This is a genomic window from Dactylosporangium sp. CS-047395 (assembly GCF_050942185.1).
Taxonomy (GTDB): domain Bacteria; phylum Actinomycetota; class Actinomycetes; order Mycobacteriales; family Micromonosporaceae; genus Dactylosporangium.
In genome coordinates this window covers 11140337-11159966 of the sequence record NZ_CP192015.1, presented here as the reverse complement: position 1 = coordinate 11159966, position 19630 = coordinate 11140337, and the positions used below count along the sequence as shown (strand labels likewise).

General features: G+C 71.6%; 18 protein-coding genes and 1 pseudogene. 9 read left to right on the top strand and 10 right to left on the bottom strand.

Annotated elements, in window-relative coordinates:
* The first annotated feature begins 141 nt into the window (after positions 1-141).
* Positions 142-543 carry a DUF3151 domain-containing protein gene (locus ACQP00_RS52135; RefSeq protein WP_433212249.1) on the top strand — a complete coding sequence of 134 codons (402 nt, stop codon included), beginning with the start codon at positions 142-144 and terminating at the stop codon, positions 541-543.
* 20 nt (positions 544-563) lie between these two features.
* On the opposite strand, the pseudogene ACQP00_RS52130 reads toward ACQP00_RS52135, so the two are convergent.
* Both ACQP00_RS52130 and ACQP00_RS52125 read right to left on the bottom strand, forming a co-directional pair.
* A pseudogene (locus ACQP00_RS52130) lies at positions 564-2249 on the bottom strand (chromosome partitioning protein); the annotation flags it as partial.
* Between the two features lie 655 nt (positions 2250-2904).
* A complete protein-coding gene (locus tag ACQP00_RS52125; RefSeq protein ID WP_433212246.1) occupies positions 2905-3780 on the bottom strand; it encodes a diacylglycerol kinase family protein in 876 nt (291 codons plus the stop codon).
* An 83-nt stretch (positions 3781-3863) separates the two neighbouring features.
* On the opposite strand from ACQP00_RS52125, the gene ACQP00_RS52120 reads away from it, so the two are divergent.
* From ACQP00_RS52120 to ACQP00_RS52095, 6 genes are all read left to right on the top strand, one after another.
* Positions 3864-5150: an adenylosuccinate synthase gene (locus tag ACQP00_RS52120; protein ID WP_433212243.1), complete on the top strand. Its 1287-nt coding sequence runs from the start codon at positions 3864-3866 to the stop codon at positions 5148-5150.
* A gap of 9 nt (positions 5151-5159) precedes the next feature.
* Entirely contained in the window at positions 5160-6404 is a 1245-nt protein-coding gene (purD, locus tag ACQP00_RS52115) for a phosphoribosylamine--glycine ligase (RefSeq protein ID WP_433212240.1), read from the top strand.
* Between the two features lie 57 nt (positions 6405-6461).
* A complete protein-coding gene (locus ACQP00_RS52110) occupies positions 6462-6803 on the top strand; it encodes a sigma factor (RefSeq protein ID WP_433212237.1) in 342 nt (113 codons plus the stop codon).
* A 68-nt stretch (positions 6804-6871) separates the two neighbouring features.
* Positions 6872-7942, top strand: coding sequence for an IS110 family transposase (locus tag ACQP00_RS52105; RefSeq protein ID WP_433200209.1), 1071 nt, complete (start codon positions 6872-6874; stop codon positions 7940-7942).
* 40 nt (positions 7943-7982) lie between these two features.
* Positions 7983-8288 (top strand): sigma-70 family RNA polymerase sigma factor, encoded by a 306-nt coding sequence (locus ACQP00_RS52100; RefSeq protein WP_433212234.1) that lies wholly within the window; start codon positions 7983-7985, stop codon positions 8286-8288.
* Positions 8279-9070 (top strand): hypothetical protein, encoded by a 792-nt coding sequence (locus ACQP00_RS52095; protein WP_433212231.1) that lies wholly within the window; start codon positions 8279-8281, stop codon positions 9068-9070. Before ACQP00_RS52100 ends, ACQP00_RS52095 begins: the two co-directional genes overlap by 10 nt.
* Here ACQP00_RS52095 and ACQP00_RS52090 read toward each other — a convergent pair.
* From ACQP00_RS52090 to ACQP00_RS52075, 4 genes are all read right to left on the bottom strand, one after another.
* Entirely contained in the window at positions 9052-10335 is a 1284-nt protein-coding gene (locus tag ACQP00_RS52090; RefSeq protein ID WP_433212228.1) for a hemolysin family protein, read from the bottom strand. The genes ACQP00_RS52095 and ACQP00_RS52090 overlap by 19 nt on opposite strands.
* Positions 10336-10357: 22 nt before the next feature.
* On the bottom strand, positions 10358-11911 hold the full coding sequence (locus ACQP00_RS52085; protein WP_433212225.1) for an AMP-binding protein: 1554 nt from the start codon (positions 11909-11911) through the stop codon (positions 10358-10360).
* A gap of 82 nt (positions 11912-11993) precedes the next feature.
* Entirely contained in the window at positions 11994-13208 is a 1215-nt protein-coding gene (locus ACQP00_RS52080; RefSeq protein ID WP_433212222.1) for an acyl-CoA dehydrogenase family protein, read from the bottom strand.
* 5 nt (positions 13209-13213) lie between these two features.
* Entirely contained in the window at positions 13214-13669 is a 456-nt protein-coding gene (locus ACQP00_RS52075; RefSeq protein WP_433212219.1) for an SCP2 sterol-binding domain-containing protein, read from the bottom strand.
* Between the two features lie 128 nt (positions 13670-13797).
* On the opposite strand from ACQP00_RS52075, the gene ACQP00_RS52070 reads away from it, so the two are divergent.
* Positions 13798-14427: a TetR/AcrR family transcriptional regulator gene (locus tag ACQP00_RS52070; protein ID WP_433212217.1), complete on the top strand. Its 630-nt coding sequence runs from the start codon at positions 13798-13800 to the stop codon at positions 14425-14427.
* On the opposite strand, the gene ACQP00_RS52065 is transcribed toward ACQP00_RS52070, so the two are convergent.
* Positions 14424-15368, bottom strand: a complete 945-nt coding sequence (locus tag ACQP00_RS52065) for a rhomboid family intramembrane serine protease (RefSeq protein ID WP_433212214.1) — start codon at positions 15366-15368, stop codon at positions 14424-14426. The genes ACQP00_RS52070 and ACQP00_RS52065 overlap by 4 nt on opposite strands.
* 70 nt (positions 15369-15438) lie before the next feature.
* The gene (locus tag ACQP00_RS52060; protein WP_433212211.1) at positions 15439-15978 is read right to left on the bottom strand and encodes a peptidylprolyl isomerase; all 540 of its coding nucleotides are present in this window, start codon (positions 15976-15978) and stop codon (positions 15439-15441) included.
* A 185-nt stretch (positions 15979-16163) separates the two neighbouring features.
* Between ACQP00_RS52060 and ACQP00_RS52055 the strand changes: the two genes are divergently transcribed.
* Positions 16164-16823 (top strand): hypothetical protein, encoded by a 660-nt coding sequence (locus tag ACQP00_RS52055; protein ID WP_433212208.1) that lies wholly within the window; start codon positions 16164-16166, stop codon positions 16821-16823.
* A gap of 197 nt (positions 16824-17020) precedes the next feature.
* Here ACQP00_RS52055 and ACQP00_RS52050 read toward each other — a convergent pair whose 3' ends face one another.
* Positions 17021-18163, bottom strand: a complete 1143-nt coding sequence (locus tag ACQP00_RS52050; RefSeq protein WP_433212205.1) for a magnesium and cobalt transport protein CorA — start codon at positions 18161-18163, stop codon at positions 17021-17023.
* A 258-nt stretch (positions 18164-18421) separates the two neighbouring features.
* Positions 18422-19516 carry a PLP-dependent aminotransferase family protein gene (locus ACQP00_RS52045; RefSeq protein WP_433212202.1) on the bottom strand — a complete coding sequence of 365 codons (1095 nt, stop codon included), beginning with the start codon at positions 19514-19516 and terminating at the stop codon, positions 18422-18424.
* Positions 19517-19630 lie beyond the last annotated feature (114 nt).

Below are 19630 nucleotides of genomic sequence, written 5' to 3'. Positions count from 1 at the left end.
TTGAGGATCGAGCCACCGCGAACCGGGTCCTGGGGAGGCTCCGGACTTTCATTTGTAGTACGCCGCGCCGCCACCTGGCACCCCCGAGCGCTCGGTGCGGGCTCAGCCGTTCAGCCAGGCGTGCTCTGGTGTAATTGCTGGATGCAGAACCTGCTTCCCGAACCCGCGCCCACCCTGCTCCCGGCCGAGCCGGACGCCGCCGAGCTGCTGGCCAAGGCCGATTCCGAGGAGGCCGTCAAGGCGGTCGCGGCGCAGTTCCCGACCTACAGCGCCGCCTGGGCGAGCCTGGCCGAGCTGGCCCTGGCCGCCGGCGAGCCGGTCACCGCGTACGCCTACGCGCGCACCGGCTACCACCGCGGGCTGGACCAGCTCCGCCGCAACGGGTGGCGCGGGGCCGGGCCGGTGCCGTGGGCGCACGAGCCGAACCAGGGCTTCCTGCGGGCGCTGCGGGCGCTCGGCCAGGCGGCGGGGGCCATCGGCGAGACCGACGAGGCCGAACGGTGCGCCACGTTCCTGCGGGACAGCGACCCTTCGCTCGCTTAGGGCCAGTTCCGAAACAGGCCCTAAAGCCCCTCTGACACCGACGCCGCTACCTTGAGCCAGGCCTCGCGACTCGCGGCGCTCAGCCCGGGGTAGCGGATCGGCTCGCCCGAGTCGATGAAGCGCTCATAGGGCACGATCAGCACCGTTCTGGTACGGGCGGCGAAGTGCTTGGTGATCGCCGGCACGTCGACGTGCCGGCGGCTGGGCGGCATCGACACGACGGTGACCGCCTGGCGCACCAGCCGCTGCCGCCCGTGCTGCTCAAGATGGTCGAGCATGCGCGAGGCGGTCTCGGCCGAGTCGTTACGCGCCGACATCGTGACCACGAGCTGGTCGGTGGCGTCGATGGCCGCCTGCCAGTTCTCGGCCCGCACGTTGTTGCCGGTGTCGACCACGATCAGCTTGTAGAACCGGCTGACGATGTCCCGGATCTCGCCGAACGCGCTGGACGTGAGCATCTCGCCGGCGGTCGCGGACTCGTCGGACGCGAGGACGTCGAACATGCCCTCGCCCTGCGCCCGCACGTACTGCGAGAGGTCCCCGACCCGCCCCTGCGCCCCCCGGAAGTTGCCCAGGTCGGTCAGCAGATCGCGGACGGTGCGGTTGTGGAAGTCCTGCTGCGCCCGCATGCCGAGGGTGCCCTGGGTCTCGTTGTTGTCCCAGGCCAGCACGTAGCCCCCGCGCTTCTGCCCGAACGTCATGGCGAGCAGCAGCACGGCAACGGTCTTCCCGGCGCCGCCCTTCGGGTTGACCACGGTCACCTGGCGCAGACCGCCGAAGTTGCGACGGACCATTTCGACTTCTTGGCGGTACTCCATCTCGCGCCGCCCCGGGGCGACGTTGATGAGCCCCATGGTGCCTTTGGCGAGCGCACCCCGGACACCCTGCGACGCGATGGGGTCGGCCGGCTTGGCCTGCCGCCGCCGCGCGAACTCCTCGGCCGTTGGCGTCTTGCCGTCATGCCAGTTCTGCGGCATGGGCGGCAACGGCGGCACGTTGGGGTTGTGCCCCTGCTGCTGCGGATCGGCATAACCCAGCGGAGCCGCGTACGGCTGCTGCCCGTACGGCGGCATGGGCGGCTGACCGGGCGGCCCGTCCTGCGGCGCCCCGGGCGGCGGCCCGTACATGGGCGGCTGTCCCGGCGGCATGTCGGTGGGCGCCCCAGGAGGCGGCCCGTAGATCGGCTGCTGTCCCGGTGGCACGTCGTTGGGCGGGCCGTACGGTGGCCGACCCTGGTGCGGACCGGTCGGGGCGCCGGGCGGCGCGTCGAACGGCCGGCCCTGGTGGGGACCGGGCGGCATCCCGGTGGGCGGCCCGAACGGCGGGCCCGGCGGCACGTAGAGGGGCGCGCCCGGAGGCGGTGGCGCGATCGGCCGTCCGTCGGGTCCGAGCATGGGAGGACCGACCGGCGGTGGACCGGGCGGCCCGGACATCGGCGGACCCACAGGCGGCGGACCGGGCGGCCCGTACATCGGCGGACCCACAGGCGGCGGACCGGGCGGACCGGACATCGGCGGCTGACCGGGCATCGGGCCGGAGGCAGGTGGCATCGGCCACGTTCCCGGCGGCGGTGCACTCGGCGGCCCCGGGACCGGACCGGCGGCAGCGTTCGGAGCGCCCGAAACAGGCGGACCGGACACCGGCGGCCCCGAGACTGGGCCCGGCGCACCAGGCCCGGAGACCGGGACCGGCGGTCCAGCGGGCGGGGCAGGGGGCGGGGTAGCGGCAGGGCCGCCCAGGCGCGGAACGGGCGGGAAAGCGCCGACCCCGACGGCCGGACCACCCGGGCGAGCAACCGGCGGCGGCCCCGAGACAGGACCCGGCACGCCCGGACCAGAGGCCGGGCCGGCCGCTGGAGGAGCAGCTGGAGGACCGGAAGCCGGCGGACCCGAGACCGGCCCGGGTGGTGGTGTCTGGGCCGGGATCGGTGGGCCGGGGACCGGGGCGCTGCCGGAAGCCGCCGCCGAAGCGGCCGGCGGCTGGAACGGACCGCCCACCGGGATGCCGCCCGCGACCGGGATAGCGTTGCCGCCCGTCACCGGGATGGCGCCCGCGCCGGGGACCGGGATGCCGGTGCCCGCCGGTTCGCCGGCCGCCGGGGTGTGCGGGACCGGGCGGCCGTGCTGCGGGCTCGCCTCGTCGCCGGACGGGGGTGGGGGCCAGGCCAGGGGGTCGACGGTGCCGGGCGGCTGTGACCAGGGTGAGCCGACGTGGTCGTCCTTGGCCGCGCGTTCAGCCCGCCGGTCCACGCTGTCTTCCGGCGGCCAGACCATGTCGTTCACGATTGGATTCCCTCCCCGCGGTGCCCTACCACCGTATGCGACGAGTTCGACCTGCGACACTTCTGAACGGCGAAGGGCCCTACGGCACGTACACGCCCCAGGCCCCGCGCTCCATCCACCAGGACCGTTTGCGGGTGAGGGTGCCCTCGACGCCGTCGTCGACGAAGGGGACCTCGGCGCGGGGATTGATGGCCACCGCGCGGCCGTGGGCGCGGCGGACCTGGATCTCGACCCGGGAGCGGCGGAACAGGCCGCGGGAGGCCACCGGGACCGCCACCGCCACGTCCAGCACGCCGTCGTCCATCGCCGGGGCGGTGACCAGGGGCAGGCCGTCGACCGTGGCGTAGCGGGAGGCGTTCGCGACCACCGACATCAGGACCGGCTCGGTGCCGTCGGCGAGGACCGCGTCATCCACCTCGACCCGGGCCAGGTAGGTGGCCGCGGAGCCGGTCGCGTTCACGCCGCCGAGCAGGGCGCCGTCCAGGGTGACCGAGCCGCCGTCGTTGCGCAGGAGGTCCAGGCGCCTGGTCTTGCCGCCGAGGACCGCGGCGGCCACGTCGGCCGGCTTGCGGGGCAGGCCCAGCCGGGTGGCGAGGTCGGTCGGGTCGGGGCCGAGCGACAGCACGCCGATCGGGGGCAGGTCGGGGATGGTGCGGTCGGCCGCCAGGGACTCGGGGCGCTTGCTGGGCGCCGGGGCGTACTTGCGGACCAGGCGGCGCATGACCGCGCGCAGCTGGCCGTCGGCGGCCGTGGCCACGATCAGGCGGGCGTCGGGGAGATCCGTGAAGGCCGCGTCGATCTCCTTGTCGTCGTGCGCGACCACCGTGCGGACCTCGGCACTTGCCGTGCGCAGCGCGTCGCGGCAGGCGAGAATGGGGGTACGGGTGCCGCACGCGCCGCCCTCGCAGTTGCATTGCGAGTCTTCGCCCAGCGCGAGCAGCACGATGTCGACCACCGTTGTCAGCCTGCCTTTCCGAAGGTTGTTAGCCTGGCACCCTGGGCGAACGCGGGTCGCCCGACCTTGGAGGGCGAGCAGACATGCCAGCGATCGTGCTCATCGGCGCACAGTGGGGCGACGAGGGCAAGGGCAAGGTTACCGACATGATTGGCGGCGGCGTCGACTACGTCGTGCGCTACTCCGGCGGCAATAACGCGGGTCACACGGTCGTGACCCCCGACGGGCAGAAGTTCGCCCTGCATCTCATGCCTTCCGGCGCCCTGTGGCCCAACGCGGCCATCGTGATCGGCAACGGGGTCGTGGTCGACCCCAAGGTGCTGCTCACGGAGATCGACGGGCTGGCCGAGCGCGGCGTGGACGTGTCGCGGCTCATGATCTCGGGCGACGCGCACCTGATCATGCCGCACCACCGGGCGCTGGACCGGGTGGTGGAGCGCTACCTCGGCTCGTCCCGGATCGGCACCACCGGCCGCGGCATCGGGCCGGCCTACGGCGACAAGGTCGCACGCATGGGCATCCGCGTGCAGGACCTGCTCGACCCGGGCATCCTGCGCAAGAAGCTCGAGATCGTGCTGCGCGAGCGCAACCAGGTGCTGTTCAAGGTGTACAACCGCAAGGAGATCGACGTCGACGGGGTGGTCGAGGAATACCTCACCTACGCCGAGCGGATGCGCCCCTACATCGCCGACACGCGCCAGGTCCTGTGGAAGGGGCTCGAGGAGGGCCGCACGGTCCTGCTGGAGGGCGCCCAGGCCACCATGCTCGACATGGACCACGGCACCTATCCGTTCGTGACGTCGTCCAACCCGACCGCCGGCGGCGCCTGCGTCGGCGCGGGCATCCCGCCGACCGCCATCACCCAGGTCATCGGGGTGACCAAGGCCTACACCACCCGGGTCGGCTCGGGCCCGTTCCCGACCGAGCTGTTCGACGAGAACGGTGTCCACCTGCGCAAGATCGGCCGGGAGTACGGCACGACCACCGGCCGCGAGCGCCGCACGGGCTGGTACGACGCGGTCGTCGCGAAGTACTCGACCCGGCTCAACGGCATCACCGACCTGGTCGTCACCAAGCTCGACGTGCTCTCCGGGCTGGAGAAGGTGCCGATCTGCGTGGCGTACGAGGTCGACGGCAAGCGCACCGACGACATGCCGATGACGCAGACCGAGTTCCACCACGCCACCCCGGTGTACGAGGAGCTGCCCGGCTGGTGGGAGGACATCTCCAAGGCGCGCACGTTCGATGAGCTCCCGGCCAACGCCCGGGCCTACATCGAGCGCATCGAGGAGCTCGCCGGCACGCGGGTGTCCATCGTCGGAGTGGGACCGGGCCGGGACGAAAACGTGGTGCGGCACGCGCTCATCTAGTCTGTTCGGGTGCGCGTACTCCTGATCGGGACGGGCGGCCGCGAGCACGCGCTCGCCGCCGCCCTCGCCGCCGACCCGGCCGTCACCTCGCTCGTCTGCGCTCCCGGCAACCCGGGCATGGCCGCGCTGGGCGAACTGGCCGCCGTCGACCCGCTCGACCCGGCGGCCGTGGCCGCGCTCGCCGTCGAGACCGGTGCCGACCTGGTCGTGGTCGGCCCCGAGGCACCGCTGGTGGCCGGGGTCGCCGATGCGGTACGCGCGAAGGGCATTCCCTGCTTCGGCCCGTCCCAGGCGGCGGCGCAGCTGGAGGGCTCGAAGGCGTTCGCCAAGGACGTGATGCACGCGGCGGGGGTGCCGACCGCGCGGGCGTTCGTGTGCACGACGCCGGAGGAGCTGGCGGCGGCGCTGGACGAGTTCGGCCCGCCCTACGTGGTCAAGGACGACGGGCTGGCCGCCGGCAAGGGCGTCGTCGTCACCGGGGACCGGGACGCGGCGCTCGCGCACGGAGCGGCCTGCGGGCGGGTCGTGGTGGAGGAGTACCTGGCCGGCCCCGAGGTGTCGCTCTTCGTGGTGACCGACGGCGTGGCGGCGGTACCGCTGCAGCCCGCCCAGGATTTCAAGCGCATCTTCGATGGCGACCAGGGCCCGAACACCGGCGGCATGGGCGCCTACTCGCCGCTGCCGTGGGCCCCGCCGGACCTGGTCGAGCAGGTCATGGCGAGCGTGGTCCAGCCGACCCTGGCCGAGATGCGCAAGCGCGATACGCCGTTCAGCGGCACGCTGTACGTCGGGCTGGCGCTGACCGAGGACGGCCCGAAGGTCATCGAGTTCAACTGCCGCTTCGGCGACCCGGAGACGCAGGCCGTGCTGGCCCGGCTGGAGACCCCGCTCGCCGGGGTGCTGCACGCCGCCGCCGTCGGCCGGCTCGCTGAGGACCCGCCGCTGGCCTGGCGCTCGGGCGCGGCCGTCACCGTGGTCATGGCGAGCGCGGGCTACCCGGAGTCGTCCCACAGCGGCGACGTGATCACCGGGGCCGAGGTGGCCGGCGTCCTGCACTCCGGCACCGCCCGCCGCGAGGACGGCGCGCTGGTCACGGCGGGCGGCCGGGTGCTGACCGCCACCGCGCTGGGCGCTGATCTGGCCCAGGCCCGGGAGGCCGCCTACGCGATCGTGCGCGGGATCGCGTTCGACGGCGCGCAGTTCCGCACCGACATCGCCCTGGCCGCGACCGACGGAAGAATCCAGCTGCCCTAGGCAACCCGGGCGGCCGACGGCTCCGTTTCCTGCACGTACCCATCAGGGAGGAAACGGATGACGCCGGAGCAGTCCTATCGCGAGTACGTCGCCGGCAACCTCGAGCGCCTGCGCCGCACCGCGTTCCTGTTGTGCGGCGACTGGCACACCGCCGACGACCTCGCCTCGACGGTGCTGGTGAAGCTCTACCGGCACTGGCGGCGGGTCGCGCGCTTCGACTGTGAGGATATTGATGGGTCGCCTCGGAGCCTTGGCCTGACCCGCGCTTCGACCGGCCGGAACGTTCGTGCCCTGAGTTTGATCTGTCGGCCCAGGCTCCGAGGCGACGCGCTGCCACCGGACCGGCCGACGTGTCTCAATAGGGGCCTTGCTGCGAACAAGGCACCATCACAGTCCTGACCGCCCTGCCGGCCCGGTGACGGCCCATCCGTTCCCGAGCCCTCAGGAGCCGACTGACCATGTCCAGCATGCCCGACCGCACCGCTGTCAGTCACGATCCCCACGCGGCTGAGGTTATTCTCGGCGTCGACACGCACAAGGATGTGCACGTCGCGGCAGTGGTGACCACGATGGGCGCTCTGGCCGGCACCAGAACCTTCCCGATGACCACGTCCGGCTACCAGCAACTCCTGCGCTGGGCGCGAACGTTCGGGCCGGTGCGACGCGCTGGTGTTGAGTGCACCGGTTCATACGGAGTTGCGCTGACCCGGCACCTTCACCAGGACGGCGTCGAGGTTATCGAGGTCAACCAGCCCGACCACGGCGAACGGCGCCGGCGCGGCAAGACCGACGCCATCGACGCCGAAGCCGCAGCCCGCGCAGTGCTGGCCGGCCGAGCCACCACCCTGGCCAAGTCCAGCGACGGGCCAGTGGAGATGCTGCGCATGTTCCGACTGGCCAAAGACTCCGCAACCAAGTCCCGCACCCAGGCGATCAACCAGCTCAAGGCCGTCCTCGTCCGCGCCGACCCAGCCCTGCGCGACGCGTTTTCCGGACTCAGTCTGGCCAAGCTCATCCGCCGATGCGGTGAACTGCCGACCGGAACACCGACTGACCCAGCCTCAGCAGCGGCCTACACGCTGCAGCTGCTGGCCACGCGCGTGGCCCAACTCACCACGCAGATCGAGGAGCTGACCGCCCACATCAGCGAAGCGATCAGCGCCCACACGCCGGCTCTGCTGCAGCAGTACGGCGTCGGACCAGATACCGCCGGCGCGCTCCTGCTCGCCATCGGCGACAACCCCGAACGCATGACCAGCGAAGCCGCCTTCGCCGCCCTCTGCGGCGTCAGCCCCATCGAAGCCTCCTCGGGCAAGACCCAACGCCGCCGCCTCAACCGAGGCGGCGACCGCCGCGCAAACTCAGCCCTCTACACCATCACCATCGCCAGACTCCGCTGGGACCAACGCACCCGCGCCTACGTTGAACGACGCACCAACGAAGGAAAAACCCGCCGGGAAGCCATCCGGTGCCTCAAGCGCTACATCGCCCGCGAGCTCTTCCAACTCATCACCCGGACCCAGCCCTCAACCGCTTGACATCCATAGGGGCATCAACCTCGACGCGTACGTCCGCCGCATGCTCATGCGCGCCTGGCTCGACGAGCGGCGAAGGCCCTGGCGGCGGGAGGCGTCGACCGAGCGGCTCCCCGAGTCCGCGGCGCCCGGCCCCGACGCCGACCGCCGCCTCGCCGTGCTCTCCCTCCTGGGCACGCTGCCCCCGCGCCGCCGGGCCGTGCTGGTCCTGCGGTACTTCTGCGACCTCTCCGTCGAGGAGACCGCCGAGGCCCTGGGGTGCAGCGAGGGGACCGTGAAGAGCCAGACGGCCCGGGCGCTGGAGTCGCTGCGGGCCGACCTCAGCGAGGGAGAAGCGTCATGGATCTGAAGCAGGCGATGCAGGAGGCCACCGACAGCCCGCCGCCCACGGGCATCGACGTCGACCGGCTGATCGCGAGCGAACGCCGCCGCGGCACGAGCATTCGGCTGGCCGGATTCGCCGCCGTCGTGACCGTGCTCGCGTTCGGGGCGACCATGCTCCCGCGGTACTTCGGCGAGAGCCTGGCCCCGCCCGTGGTCGCCGCCTCGGGTGACCGCACGCCCGGCCCGACGGTGACGGCGCCGGCCTCGGAGTCGACGTCGATGCCGGCCCTCCCGTCCGGGATGCCGGGCTCGATCAAGGAGCCGTGCGCGCAGTTGCCGGCGGCCGGCCTGCCCGCGCCCCGGCAGCCGGTGACCGAGGACTGCCAGCGTGCGACCGGCCGGCTGACCGCCACCTACGGCTTCCAGATCGAGGAGATGGTCACCGGCCACGTGGGCGGCCTGGCGCTGCGGTTCGTGCGCGACCCCGCCGTCGCGGTGGGGTACTCCTCGGGCCGGGACTACGACCGGGACGGCCACCGCTTCACGATCACCATCCGGGCCGCCGCGAGCAGCACCGACCAGGCCGGGTGGGAACTGCGGCACCCGTGCGGGACCGGGTGCCACCGGCAGGTCGTGAACGGCGTCACGGTGCAGGTCACCGACGGCCGGAACGTCGAGGCGTTCCGGCCCGACGGCACCGAGATCGTCATGACCGTCGACGGCGGGGACTACCGGCCGCTCACCGAGGACCAGCTGGTCACCCTGGTCACCGTGCCGGAGCTGACGCTCTACCCGACCGTTTCCTGAACCGCGACGCGCTGGGCCGTCACCGCGGTGATGGCCCGGCCCCGCACCTGCGAGACGGTGAACCGCCAGTCCTGGACGGTCACCGTCTCGCCCGGGCCGGTCGGCAGCTTGCCCAGCCGGGCCAGCACCAGGCCGGCCACCGTGGTGAACGGCGCGTCGGGGGCGATCTCCAGCGGGATGCGGACGTCCTCGAGGTCGTGGATCGGGAAGGTGCCCGGCAGCAGCACGCTGCCGTCGGCGTTGCGGCGCACCGGCGAGCCGGAGTCGGGCCCGGGCAGCGCGCCGACCACCTCGGACACGGCGTCGGTCAGCGTCACGATGCCGTCGATCGCCCCGCGCTCGTCGACGACCAGCGCGAGCTCCTGCCGCTCGGCCTTGAAGCGCTGCAGGGCGTCGGCCACCGGCAGCGACTCGGGCAGCAGCAGCGCCGGGCGCATGACGTCGCGGACCGTGGCGCCGTCCTCCGCGCGGATCAGGTCGGCCCAGTGCACGATGCCGGTGGCGCTGTCCAGGTCGCCGTTCTCGATGACCGGCGCGCGGGCGTGGCCGGACGCGGCCAGTTCGGCGGCCGCCTGCGCCGCGGGGGTCGAAGCCTGAAGAGCGAAGACCATCGGCCTTGGTACCAGTACAGCCCGCAGACTCCGCGCCGCGATCTCGACCGCGCCGGAGATGATCTCGCGCTGCTGGCGGGTGAAGGTGGGCTGGGACGCGACCAGGTCGCGCAGCTCCTCCGGGCCGATCTCGTCCTGCCGGCGGCGCGGGTCGGCCCCGGCCGCGCGGACCACGAGGTCGCTGGCCGAGCCGAGCACCCAGATGACCGGGCGGAGCAGCGTGGAGAGCAGTTGCAGCGGCCGGGCCACGGTCATCGCCCAGCCCTCGGCGCGCTGCATGGCGATGCGCTTCGGGGCGAGCTCGCCGATCACGAGGGTGACGAAGGTGAGGGCCAGGGTGACCAGCACGATGGCGACGGGCCCGGCCGCCCCGCCGAGGAAGCCCAGCAGCGGCTCGACCGGCTCGGCCAGCGACACCGCGGCCGTGGCCGAGGCGAGGAAGCCGGCGAGCGTGATGCCGATCTGAATGGTGGACAGGAAGCGGTTCGGGTCGCGGGCCAGGCGGGCCAGCGCGCGGCCGGCGCCGTCGCGGCGCTCGAGCTTGCGCAGCTGACCCTCGCGCAGCGAGATGAGGGCCATCTCGCTTCCCGCGAACGCGGCGTTGAGCAGAGTCAGGAGAAGAACCAGGGCCAGTTCGAACCAGACGTTGTCCATTGGACGATCAACAATAACGGCCCTAGCTGGGAAAAAGCTGACGGCGAACGATCTTGCCGGTGGCGTTGCGGGGCAGTGCGGGCACGAAGTACACGTCCCGCGGCACCGAGAAGCGGGCCAGCCGGTGCCGCACGTACTCGCGGACCGCGTCGGCGTCGACCGCCTCACCCGGGTGCAGCGCGATCCAGGCGGCCAGCCGCTGCCCGAACTCCGGGTCCGGCACGCCGGCCACCGCCACCTCCCGGACCTGCGGCAGCTCGGCGATGACGTCCTCGACCGAGGCCGGGTAGACGTTCTCGCCGCCGGAGATGACCATGTCGTCCTCGCGGCCGTCGACGAACAGCAGCCCGTCGGGGTCGAGGTGGCCCAGGTCGCCGGTGGCGATCAGGTCGCCGTGGTACTCGCGGCCGGTGCCGTTGGTGTAGCCCTCGAACAGCATGTCGTTGCCGACGAAGATCCGCCCGACGGCGCCGGTGGGCTGAGGTGCGCCGGCGGAGGACAGGATGGCCACCCGGGTGCCGTGCGGCGGGCGGCCGGCGGTGCCCGGGGCGGCGCGCAGCTCGGCCGGGACGGCGATGGAGGCCCAGGACGCCTCGGTCGAGCCGTACAGGTTGTAGAGCACGTCGCCGAACGCATCCATGAACCGGGTGGCCAGCGGGCCGGTCAGCGCCGAGCCGCTCACCGCCACGACCTTGAGCGACGGCGCCGGGCCGGCATCGGGCGCTTCGAGGATCCGTTGCAGCATCACCGGTACCGCGAACAGCGACGTGCATCCCTGCGCGCGCACTGAGGCCAGGGCGGTCGCGGGGGCGAAGCGGCGGTTCAGCACGATCGTCCCGCGCAGCGCCAGGCAGAGCTGCAGCGCGGCCAGCCCCCAGGTGTGGAACAGCGGCGCGGCCACGAACATCCGCTCGCCGGCGTTGAGCGGGATGCGGGAGACGACGGTGGCCAGCGGGCCGAGGCCGGCCGGGTTGCGCCGGCGGGCTCCCTTGGGCGCGCCGGTCGTACCACTGGTGAGCACCACGATCGAGCCGGGCTGTTCCGGCGGGGCGAGCTCGTCCGACGGCGCCCGGCCGATCAGCTCCTCGAGCCGCTCGGTCGACTGGCGGGGCAGGCCGGCCGGCACCGCGGCGAGCATGCCCAGGAACGTCTCGTCGTGCAGCAGCAACTGCAGGCCCTGGTCGTGGGCGACCGCCTCGACCTGCGCGTTGCCCAGCCCGGTGTTGACCAGCACGGCCTGCGCGCCGAGGGCGACGATCGCCATCATCGACTCGATCATCGTGACCGAGTTCTCGCACAGCAGCCCGACCCGGTCGCCCGGCCGCACGCCGAGCTCGACCCGCAGGCCGTTGGCGAGGCGGCGGACCCGCAGGTCGAGTTCGCCGTAGGTGACCGCGCGGTGCTCGTCGACGATCGCCTGCTTGCCCGGGTCGCGGGCGGCGGCGGAGCGCATCTCGCCGTACAGGCCGAAGCCCCACCGGCGCAGCGCGTTGAGCTGGCGGACCACCCGGCCCGGCGCGCCGGGGTGGAGGACCTTGCGGCGGGCGAGCGTGCGGAGCACGAATCCGGCGTCCATGGCGGTGGGACTCCTCGTTCCGATCGTCGGCCCAAGAGGGATAAATCTGGACACTATCCCTCTTGGCCGACAAATGGCGAGATCAGCGGACGTAGATCCCGGAGATCGCGCGGGAGATCACCAGGCGCTGGATCTCGCTGGTGCCCTCGAAGATGGTGTAGATCTTGGCGTCCCGGAACCAGCGCTCGACCGGGTGCTCGCGCAGGAAGCCCGCGCCGCCGAGGATCTGGACCGCCCGCTCGGTGACCGCGACGGCCACCTCGCCCGCCTTGAGCTTGCTCATCGAGCCCTCGCCGGCCTCGAACACGCGGGTGTTGCGGCCCATCCACGCGGCCCGCCACACCAGCAGCCGGGCGGCGTCGATCTCCATGCGCATGTCGGCCAGGGCGAACGCGATCGCCTGGTTCTCGATGATCGGGCGGCCGAACTGCACGCGGTTCTTGGCGTACTCGAGCGCGTACTCGAACGCCGCCCGCGCCACCCCGAGCGCCTGCGCGCCGACGGCCGGGCGGGACAGCTCGAACGTGCGCATCGCCGCCTGGCCCTGTGCTTTGCGGCCCTCGCGGGCCCGCGCCAGCCGCTCCGCCAGCGCCTCCCGGCCGCCGAGCACCAGCTCGCCGGGGACCCGGACGTCGTCGAGGAACACGTCGGCGGTGTGCGAGGCGCGCAGGCCGAGCTTCTTGAGCTTCTTCGTGCCGTTGAGCCCGGGGGTGCCGGGCGGCACGATGAACGCGGCCTGGCCCCGCGAGCCCAGCTCGGGCTCGACGCTCGCCGTCACGACGTGCACGTTGGCGATGCCGCCGTTGGTCGCGTACGCCTTCTGGCCGCTGATCACCCACTCGTCCGCGGCCTCGTCGTAGCGCGCGCGGGTGCGCATCGAGCCGACGTCGGAGCCGGCCTCGGGCTCGGTGGTGCAGAACGCGGCCACCTTGGGGTCGGCGGCGTCGCCGAAGCACTGGGGCACCCACTCGACCATCTGGTCCGGGGTACCGCTGCCATAGATCGCGGCCACCGCCAGGCTGGTGCCGAAGATGGCCATGCCGATCCCGGCGTCGCCCCAGAACAGTTCCTCGTTGGCGAGGCACAGCGACAGCCCGGACGGGTCGGACCAGGCGTTGGCCAGGAACTCGAAGCCGTACAGGCCGATCTTCGCCGCTTCCTGGATCACCGGCCAGGGGGTCTCCTCGCGGGCGTCCCACTCCGCGGCGGCCGGGCGCACGACGTCGGCCGCGAAGCCGTGCACCCAGTCGCGGAGATCCCGCTGGTCCTCGTTGAGGTCGAGCGAGAACTCGGGCATGACGATCAGGCCTTGGGGATGTCGAAGAGGTTCGCGATGTTGGCGGCGAGGCCGAGGTCGCCCTTGGCCTTGAGCTTGCCGGTCATGAACATCATCATGGGGTTGCCGACGCCGGAGACGACCTTCAGGAAGTCCACCGGGCCGACGGTGATCGCGAGCTTCGGCTCCTGGTCGGGGCTCGGCGACAGCGTGCAGGTGCCGTTGGCGATGACCAGCTCGTAGGAGTCGGCGCCGCCGTCCGGGGCGCCGGTGATGTTCCAGTGGATGATCGCGTTGGTCGAGCCCGCGCGGTCGGCCCGGAACAGCTCGGGGAACCGGGAGAAGATCGTGTCCAGGATCGTCTTGCGCTGCGGGCTGCTCATGATGTCGGCCAGCTGCGAGTCCGGCGCGTTCTTGACCAGCTGCGCGAACTGCTTCGGGTCGACGTTGTTGAAGTCGCCCAGGGCGTCGAGATCGGACATGGTGTGGCCCTCCGTCGAGGCACCCAATTCGGTTCGGCGAACGCTTTGCGGCAGGCCGAACCGAATTGGGAGCCCTAGTCGTTTGCTACTCGTGCGTAACCTTACGCACGAGTAGGTAAGGTGGCAAGATGCTGAAACGCCTCCCCCGCGTCGTGCGCGAGCAGCAGATGCTCGACGCGGCGGTGAAAGTCTTCTCGAGGCGGGGCTTCCACGCGGCCTCGATGGACGAGATCGCGGAGGTCGCGGGCATCTCGAAGCCGATGGTGTACGCGTACCTGGGCACCAAGGACGAGCTGTTCCTGGCCTGCCTGCAGCGTGAGGCGACCCGGCTGATGGAGGCGGTCGCCGCCGGTGTCGTCCCCACCGCCCGCCCTGACGAGCAATTGTGGAACGGGCTGCGGGCGTTTTTCGCCTTCGTGGGTGCGCACCGCGACGGCTGGCAGGTGCTCTACCGCCAGGCCCGCAGCGAGCCGCCGTTCGCCGCCGAGCTGGCCGGCATGCGCACCCGGATCGTCGAGGTGGTGGCCGGCCTGCTCGAAGGCGCGTGGGCCCAGGCCGACGCCACCCGCCCGACCGCCGCCGACGACTTCCTGGCCATGGCGTTCGCCTACGTGGGCGCGGCCGAGTCGCTCGCCGACTGGCTGGCCGACCACGCCGACGAGGACCCGGAGCGCACCGCCACCCGCATGATGAACTTCGTCTGGGTCGGCGCCGACGCCCTGCTGCAGGGGCGCGTCTGGCGGGCGGGCGAGGCTTAGGCAGTACCCACGGCGGGCACTTGTGACAGTCCCACCGCGAACGCTATGGCGAGCAGCGCCAGAGTGCCGACCACGGTTGCGACCTGCAGTTGCGTGCGCTGTTTGGACGGGGCGTAGGCGAAGCCGGCGGCCACGATCGCGCCGGTGATGAGCCCGCCGACGTGGGCCTGCCAGGAGATGTAGCCGCTGAAGCTGAACGTGATGACCAGGTTGAAGATCAGCACCGGGATGATGCTGGCCACGCTGAGCTTCATCTTGCGCAGGATCACGATGAGCGCGGAGAACATGCCGAAGATGGCGCCCGACGCGCCGGCGCTGGCGGTGTTGGGGCCGGCCAGCAGGAAGACCAGCACGCTGCCGCCGAGGCCGCACAGGATGTACAGCGCGAGGAAGCGGACCCGGCCGAGGGCCGCCTCCAGGGGGCGGCCGAGAATCCACAGCGCCCACATGTTCATGGCCAGGTGGAGCAGGCCGTAGTGCAGCCAGATCGACGTGAACAGCTGGTACCAGTGTCCGTCGGCCACGCTGTCGCCGGGGAGCCGGATGCCGGAGCCGCGGGCGGTGAAGTAGGGCACCTCGGCGCCCCAGTCGTGCAGCGGCGTCGAGCCGCCGAGCAGGCCGCCCAGCCCTCCGCCGCCGAGGCCCTCGGAGGCGTTCCGGCCGGCGCTGATGATCCCGATGATGAAGACCATCACGTTGATCACGATGAGCGTGATGGTGACCGTTCCGGCCGCGCCGGACTGGGTGCCGCCGAAGACCGTACGGGCCTGCCGCTGGGTCTTGTTGCCCGCGCGGACGCACTCCGGGCACTGGAAGCCGACCGAGGCCTCGTTCATGCAGTCGGGGCAGATCGGCCGCTCGCAGCGGGTGCACCGGACGTACGTCTCGCGATCCGTGTGCCGGTAACAGACGGGGACCACGTTCGCCGGCGGCTGAGTCATGCTGACAAGGTTAGCCAGCACTCACCCGAATCCGGTGAGGACGTGGTCCCGTCTGTCTGAGCGGCCTGGTTCAGCCGACCCGGTCGATGGAAACGCTCTGGATCACGACGTCGTTCACCGGGCGGTCCATGCTGGCGGTGCGGGTGGTGGCGATCTGGTCGACGACCTTGCGGGAGTCGTCGTCGGCGACCTCGCCGAAGATCGTGTGCTTGCCGTTGAGGTGCGGGGTCGGCCCCACGGTGACGAAGAACTGCGAGCCGTTGGTGCCCTGGCCGAAGCGGATGCCGGCGTTGGCCATGGCGAGCAGGTACGGCCGGTCGAAGCGCAGCTCCGGGTGGATCTCGTCGTCGAAGTTGTAGCCCGGACCGCCGGTGCCGGTGCCCGTCGGGTCACCGCCCTGGATCATGAAGTTGGCGATCACGCGGTGGAAGATGACGCCGTCGTAGTACGGGCCCTTGCCCGCCTGGCCCGTGCGCGGGTCCGTGTAGTCCTTGGTGCCCTCGGCGAGCTCCACGAAGTTGCGCACGGTCTTCGGGGCGCGGGTGGGGAACAGCTCAAGCCGGATATCGCCGACATTCGTGTGCAGCGTCGCGAACAGTTGCTCGGCCACCAGTTCTCCCTTTCCTTGGTGACATTCCGTCATCACGGTATCCGACGCGGATTCTCCCGGTTCCGGGTGTACGGCCGCCTCGTTCGTTGCACGATGACGAAGCGGTTCCTGGCCGCGAGGTTCCCCCTGGTCGGTTCGGGGTAACCGGGGATGGACGAGATTTCGCGCCTCGGGAGGTGGAGCAAGTGTTTCGACGTCGTCAGGTGCAGTCGCACACCCGGCTCATGCAGGACGAGCTCGGGCAGAGCCTCGATCACCTGCGGATGGCCGCGGCGCATGCCGCCGATGGCGCTTCGGGCGCCTTGGCGCCACGCGTCGACGCCGCCCGCAAGGCGGTCAAGCCGCGGCTGGACAGCGGCATGACCATGGCCATGGGTGGCATGGAGTCGGTCATGGAGATGGCCCGCGAGCGCTCCAAGAAGGCCGGTAAGCAGGCCCAGAAGGCGAGCCGCAAGGCCGAGAAGATGAGCCGCAAGACGAAGAACAAGCTCATGCGCAACGAGCCCAAGCCGTCGCGCCGCCTGCCGATGGCGATCGGTGGCCTGGTCGTCGCCGGTGCCGCCGCGGGTGTCGCGGCCGCGTACATGCGCCGGCGCCGCAATGAGCAGGCGTGGGACGAGTACGGCTCGACCCGCACCACCAGCGACACCGGTTCGCTGCTCGACTCCGCGAAGAACTCGATGGACGCGGGCATCGACAAGGCTCGCACCATGGGCCAGGAGGCCAAGGATCGCGCCTCGGATCTGATCGGCCACAAGAGCACCAACACCGGCCCGACGAGCGGCACCGAGTTCGACAAGAGCCCGATGCAGAACACGTCGGTCTCGAAGAACAGCCGCTCTTAGTACCGTCGATCACGTAGGCGGCCCGTCCCCGGCCACGGGGGACGGGCCACCTATGTGTCTCGCAACGAATGGTCTTGCAGGCACCGTTGACTACCGTTCGATGTCCTGAAGAACAGTGGGGGAGCAAGCTCCACCCACACCCCCTCAACACCGCACCGAGTCCTACGGGCGGCAGCAGTCCTTCTGGAACGGGTGCCCTAGAGCCAGCCGCTGCGTCTGAAGCCCCAGAACAGGGCGCCCGAGCCGGCCAGCATGAGGGCCATCACGCCCGGGTAGCCGAAGACCCAGTGCGTTTCGGGCATGTAGTCGAAGTTCATGCCGTAGATGCCGGCGATGGACGTGACCAGGGCGGCGATGGCGGCCCAAGCCGCGATCTTGCGCATGTCGTTGTTCTGGTCGACGCTCACCTGCGCCAGCCGGGCCGCGAGCACCGAGTTGATCACGTCGTCGAGGTACAGCACCTGCTCGACGGCGCGGGCGAGGTTGTCGGCGACGTCGCGGAAGTACCGCTTGATCTCCTCCGGCACCTCGGCCAGCTGCCCCGACACCAGCCCGTTCATCGGCCGCTGCAGCGGGAGCACGGCCCGCTTGAACTCCATCAGCTCGCGCTTGAGCTGGTAGATCCGCTGGATGCGGCTGGACGTGCGCTTGCCCCGGGTGCCCTCGGCGCTGAAGACCTGGTCCTCGACCGCGGCCACGTCCTCCTCGATGTTCTGGGCCACGTCGACGAGCGTGTCGACCACGCTGTCGGCGACCGCGTAGGCGACCGCCCACGGGCCCCGGGCCAGCACCTCCTGCCGCCGCTCCAGCTGGGAGCGGACCGGGGCCAGCCGGGCCGCGTCGCCGTGCCGGACCGTGATCACGAAGTGCTCGCCGATGAACATCAGCACGTCGCCGGTCTCGACCACCTCGCTGGTGTCGGTCAGCTCGTCGTGCTCCACGTAGCGGGCGGTGCGCATGGTCAGGAAGGTCATCTCGCCGTACCGCTCGACCTTCGGCCGCTGCCGCGACTGCACCGCGTCCTCGACGGCCAGCTCGTGCAGCTGGAACGTCTCGGCGATGGCGGCCATCTCGCCGGCCTGCGGCTCCTTGAGCCCGATCCACACGAAGCCGCGGTGCCGCCGGGCCGCCTGCAGGGCCTCGGCGTAGGTGCGGTCGCCGGGTTGACGGATCCCGTCGATGTACAGCGCGCAGTCCACGATCGCGCTGTGCTCGGACCGCGTGGCCGGCGGACTGTTCGTCAGCGCGGCGTTGCTGGTGAGGATCCGCGACATCGCCCGCACCGGCCGGGACAGCGCGCGCTGCAGCGGTCGCGGATTCGGGTGCTGTTCGTCGGCCATCTCGACCTCCCGGTGAGACGAGGGGCCGGCCCGCACGGCTTTGTTGGCACCGGGCGGACCGACCGCAGGTGGGGGGTGGGGGCGCGGTCGGCCCACCCGGTGCCGTTGGGGGGCGGGGGGTGATGCCGTTGGGGCGCAGCAAGAAAAGCGCGCCGGGCTGGATTTTGATCCATCCGATACCGCCTGCGGAACCACCCCCACCATCACGGTTTGGTGTCAGGTTCCTTGGAACGTGTATTTGTGCGTGGACGCGGGCCCTCAGGCGGACTTGCGCACGGCCTCGATCGCCGCCGCCAGCCGCTGCACGCCCTCGTCGACCTGGTCGGTCAGCACCGCCGAGAAGGCCAGCCGCACCGAGTGCCGGCCGCCCTCGAGCAGGAAGTCGGAGCCCTTGACCACGGCCACGCCGAAGTCCTTGGCCGCGACCTTCTCCAGTTCGGTGGTGTCGACGTCCTCGGGCAGCTCGACCCAGAGGAAGTAGCCGCCGTCGGGCTCCACGAACGTGGCGTCCGGGATGTGCTTGCGCAGGCCCTCGCCCAGCAGCCGGGCCCGCTCGCCCAGCACCGAGGAGACCTTCTCGATCGAGCGGTCGACGTCGCCGGCCGCGCAGAACTGGTGCACGATCGCCTCGGCCACCATGCTCGGCGAGATGTAGATCGTGGTCGCCGTCGCGGCGATCGCGCCGATCGTCTCCTTCGGGCCGACGAGGTAGCCGACCCGCAGGCCGGGCGCGATGGTCTTGGTGAACGAGCTCGCGTGCACCACGGCGCCGGTGGTGTCCTGGGAGAGCATCGACGGCAGCTTCTCGCCCCGCCAGCGGATGTCCGCGTACGGGTCGTCCTCGAAGATCGTGAAGCCGTACTCCTGGGCGAGCGCGAGCAGCGCCGTGCGCTTCGCCGCCGACAGGGTGACGCCGGCCGGGTTCTGGAAGTTCGGGATGATGTGCGCCAGGACCGGGCGGACCCCGCTCTCCAGCAGCGCGCGCAGCTCGTCGACGTCGATGCCGTCGGCCTGCAGCGTCACCGGGTGGACCTCGGCGCCCAGGTTGCGCAGGTTCAGCAGCGTCCGGTCGTACGTCGGCTTCTCCACGATCACGGCGTCGCCCGGCTTCACCAGGTGCGCGAAGAGCAGCGCGTCGGCCTGCATCGAGCCGTTGGTGACGATGACCTGGTCGGCCTGCACGCCGTGCTTCTCGGCGATCCACGTGCGCAGCGGAAGGTAGCCCACGGACGTGCCGTAGGCCGTGATGCCGGCCGGGTCAGCCTCGAAGGCGCGAACGGCGGCGGCCTTGAGCCCGTCGACGTCGATGATGTCGAGACTGGGCGCGCCACGGGAGAAAGAAATCAGCTGCATGCCTGGCAGCCTACGCAGGCACGCACCGGCCGTTCAGCCGAGTTCCCGCCGTCCACCTGGGGTGTTCCTGGAGTGTTCCCGGGCGGTGGCGGGGTTCTTGCGGCCGAACGGCCG

What these genes read in the sequence shown, in the direction of transcription:
- ACQP00_RS52135 (WP_433212249.1), top strand. Translation starts at nt 142, where the DNA reads ATGCAGAACCTGCTTCCCGAACCCGCGCCCACCCTGCTCCCGGCCGAG.
- ACQP00_RS52120 (WP_433212243.1), top strand. Translation starts at nt 3,864, where the DNA reads ATGCCAGCGATCGTGCTCATCGGCGCACAGTGGGGCGACGAGGGCAAG.
- ACQP00_RS52110 (WP_433212237.1), top strand. Translation starts at nt 6,462, where the DNA reads ATGACGCCGGAGCAGTCCTATCGCGAGTACGTCGCCGGCAACCTCGAG.
- ACQP00_RS52105 (WP_433200209.1), top strand. Translation starts at nt 6,872, where the DNA reads ATGCCCGACCGCACCGCTGTCAGTCACGATCCCCACGCGGCTGAGGTT.
- ACQP00_RS52100 (WP_433212234.1), top strand. Translation starts at nt 7,983, where the DNA reads ATGCTCATGCGCGCCTGGCTCGACGAGCGGCGAAGGCCCTGGCGGCGG.
- ACQP00_RS52095 (WP_433212231.1), top strand. Translation starts at nt 8,279, where the DNA reads ATGGATCTGAAGCAGGCGATGCAGGAGGCCACCGACAGCCCGCCGCCC.
- ACQP00_RS52090 (WP_433212228.1), bottom strand. Translation starts at nt 10,335, where the DNA reads ATGGACAACGTCTGGTTCGAACTGGCCCTGGTTCTTCTCCTGACTCTG.
- ACQP00_RS52085 (WP_433212225.1), bottom strand. Translation starts at nt 11,911, where the DNA reads ATGGACGCCGGATTCGTGCTCCGCACGCTCGCCCGCCGCAAGGTCCTC.
- ACQP00_RS52080 (WP_433212222.1), bottom strand. Translation starts at nt 13,208, where the DNA reads ATGCCCGAGTTCTCGCTCGACCTCAACGAGGACCAGCGGGATCTCCGC.
- ACQP00_RS52075 (WP_433212219.1), bottom strand. Translation starts at nt 13,669, where the DNA reads ATGTCCGATCTCGACGCCCTGGGCGACTTCAACAACGTCGACCCGAAG.
- ACQP00_RS52070 (WP_433212217.1), top strand. Translation starts at nt 13,798, where the DNA reads ATGCTGAAACGCCTCCCCCGCGTCGTGCGCGAGCAGCAGATGCTCGAC.
- ACQP00_RS52065 (WP_433212214.1), bottom strand. Translation starts at nt 15,368, where the DNA reads ATGACTCAGCCGCCGGCGAACGTGGTCCCCGTCTGTTACCGGCACACG.
- ACQP00_RS52050 (WP_433212205.1), bottom strand. Translation starts at nt 18,163, where the DNA reads ATGGCCGACGAACAGCACCCGAATCCGCGACCGCTGCAGCGCGCGCTG.
- ACQP00_RS52045 (WP_433212202.1), bottom strand. Translation starts at nt 19,516, where the DNA reads ATGCAGCTGATTTCTTTCTCCCGTGGCGCGCCCAGTCTCGACATCATC.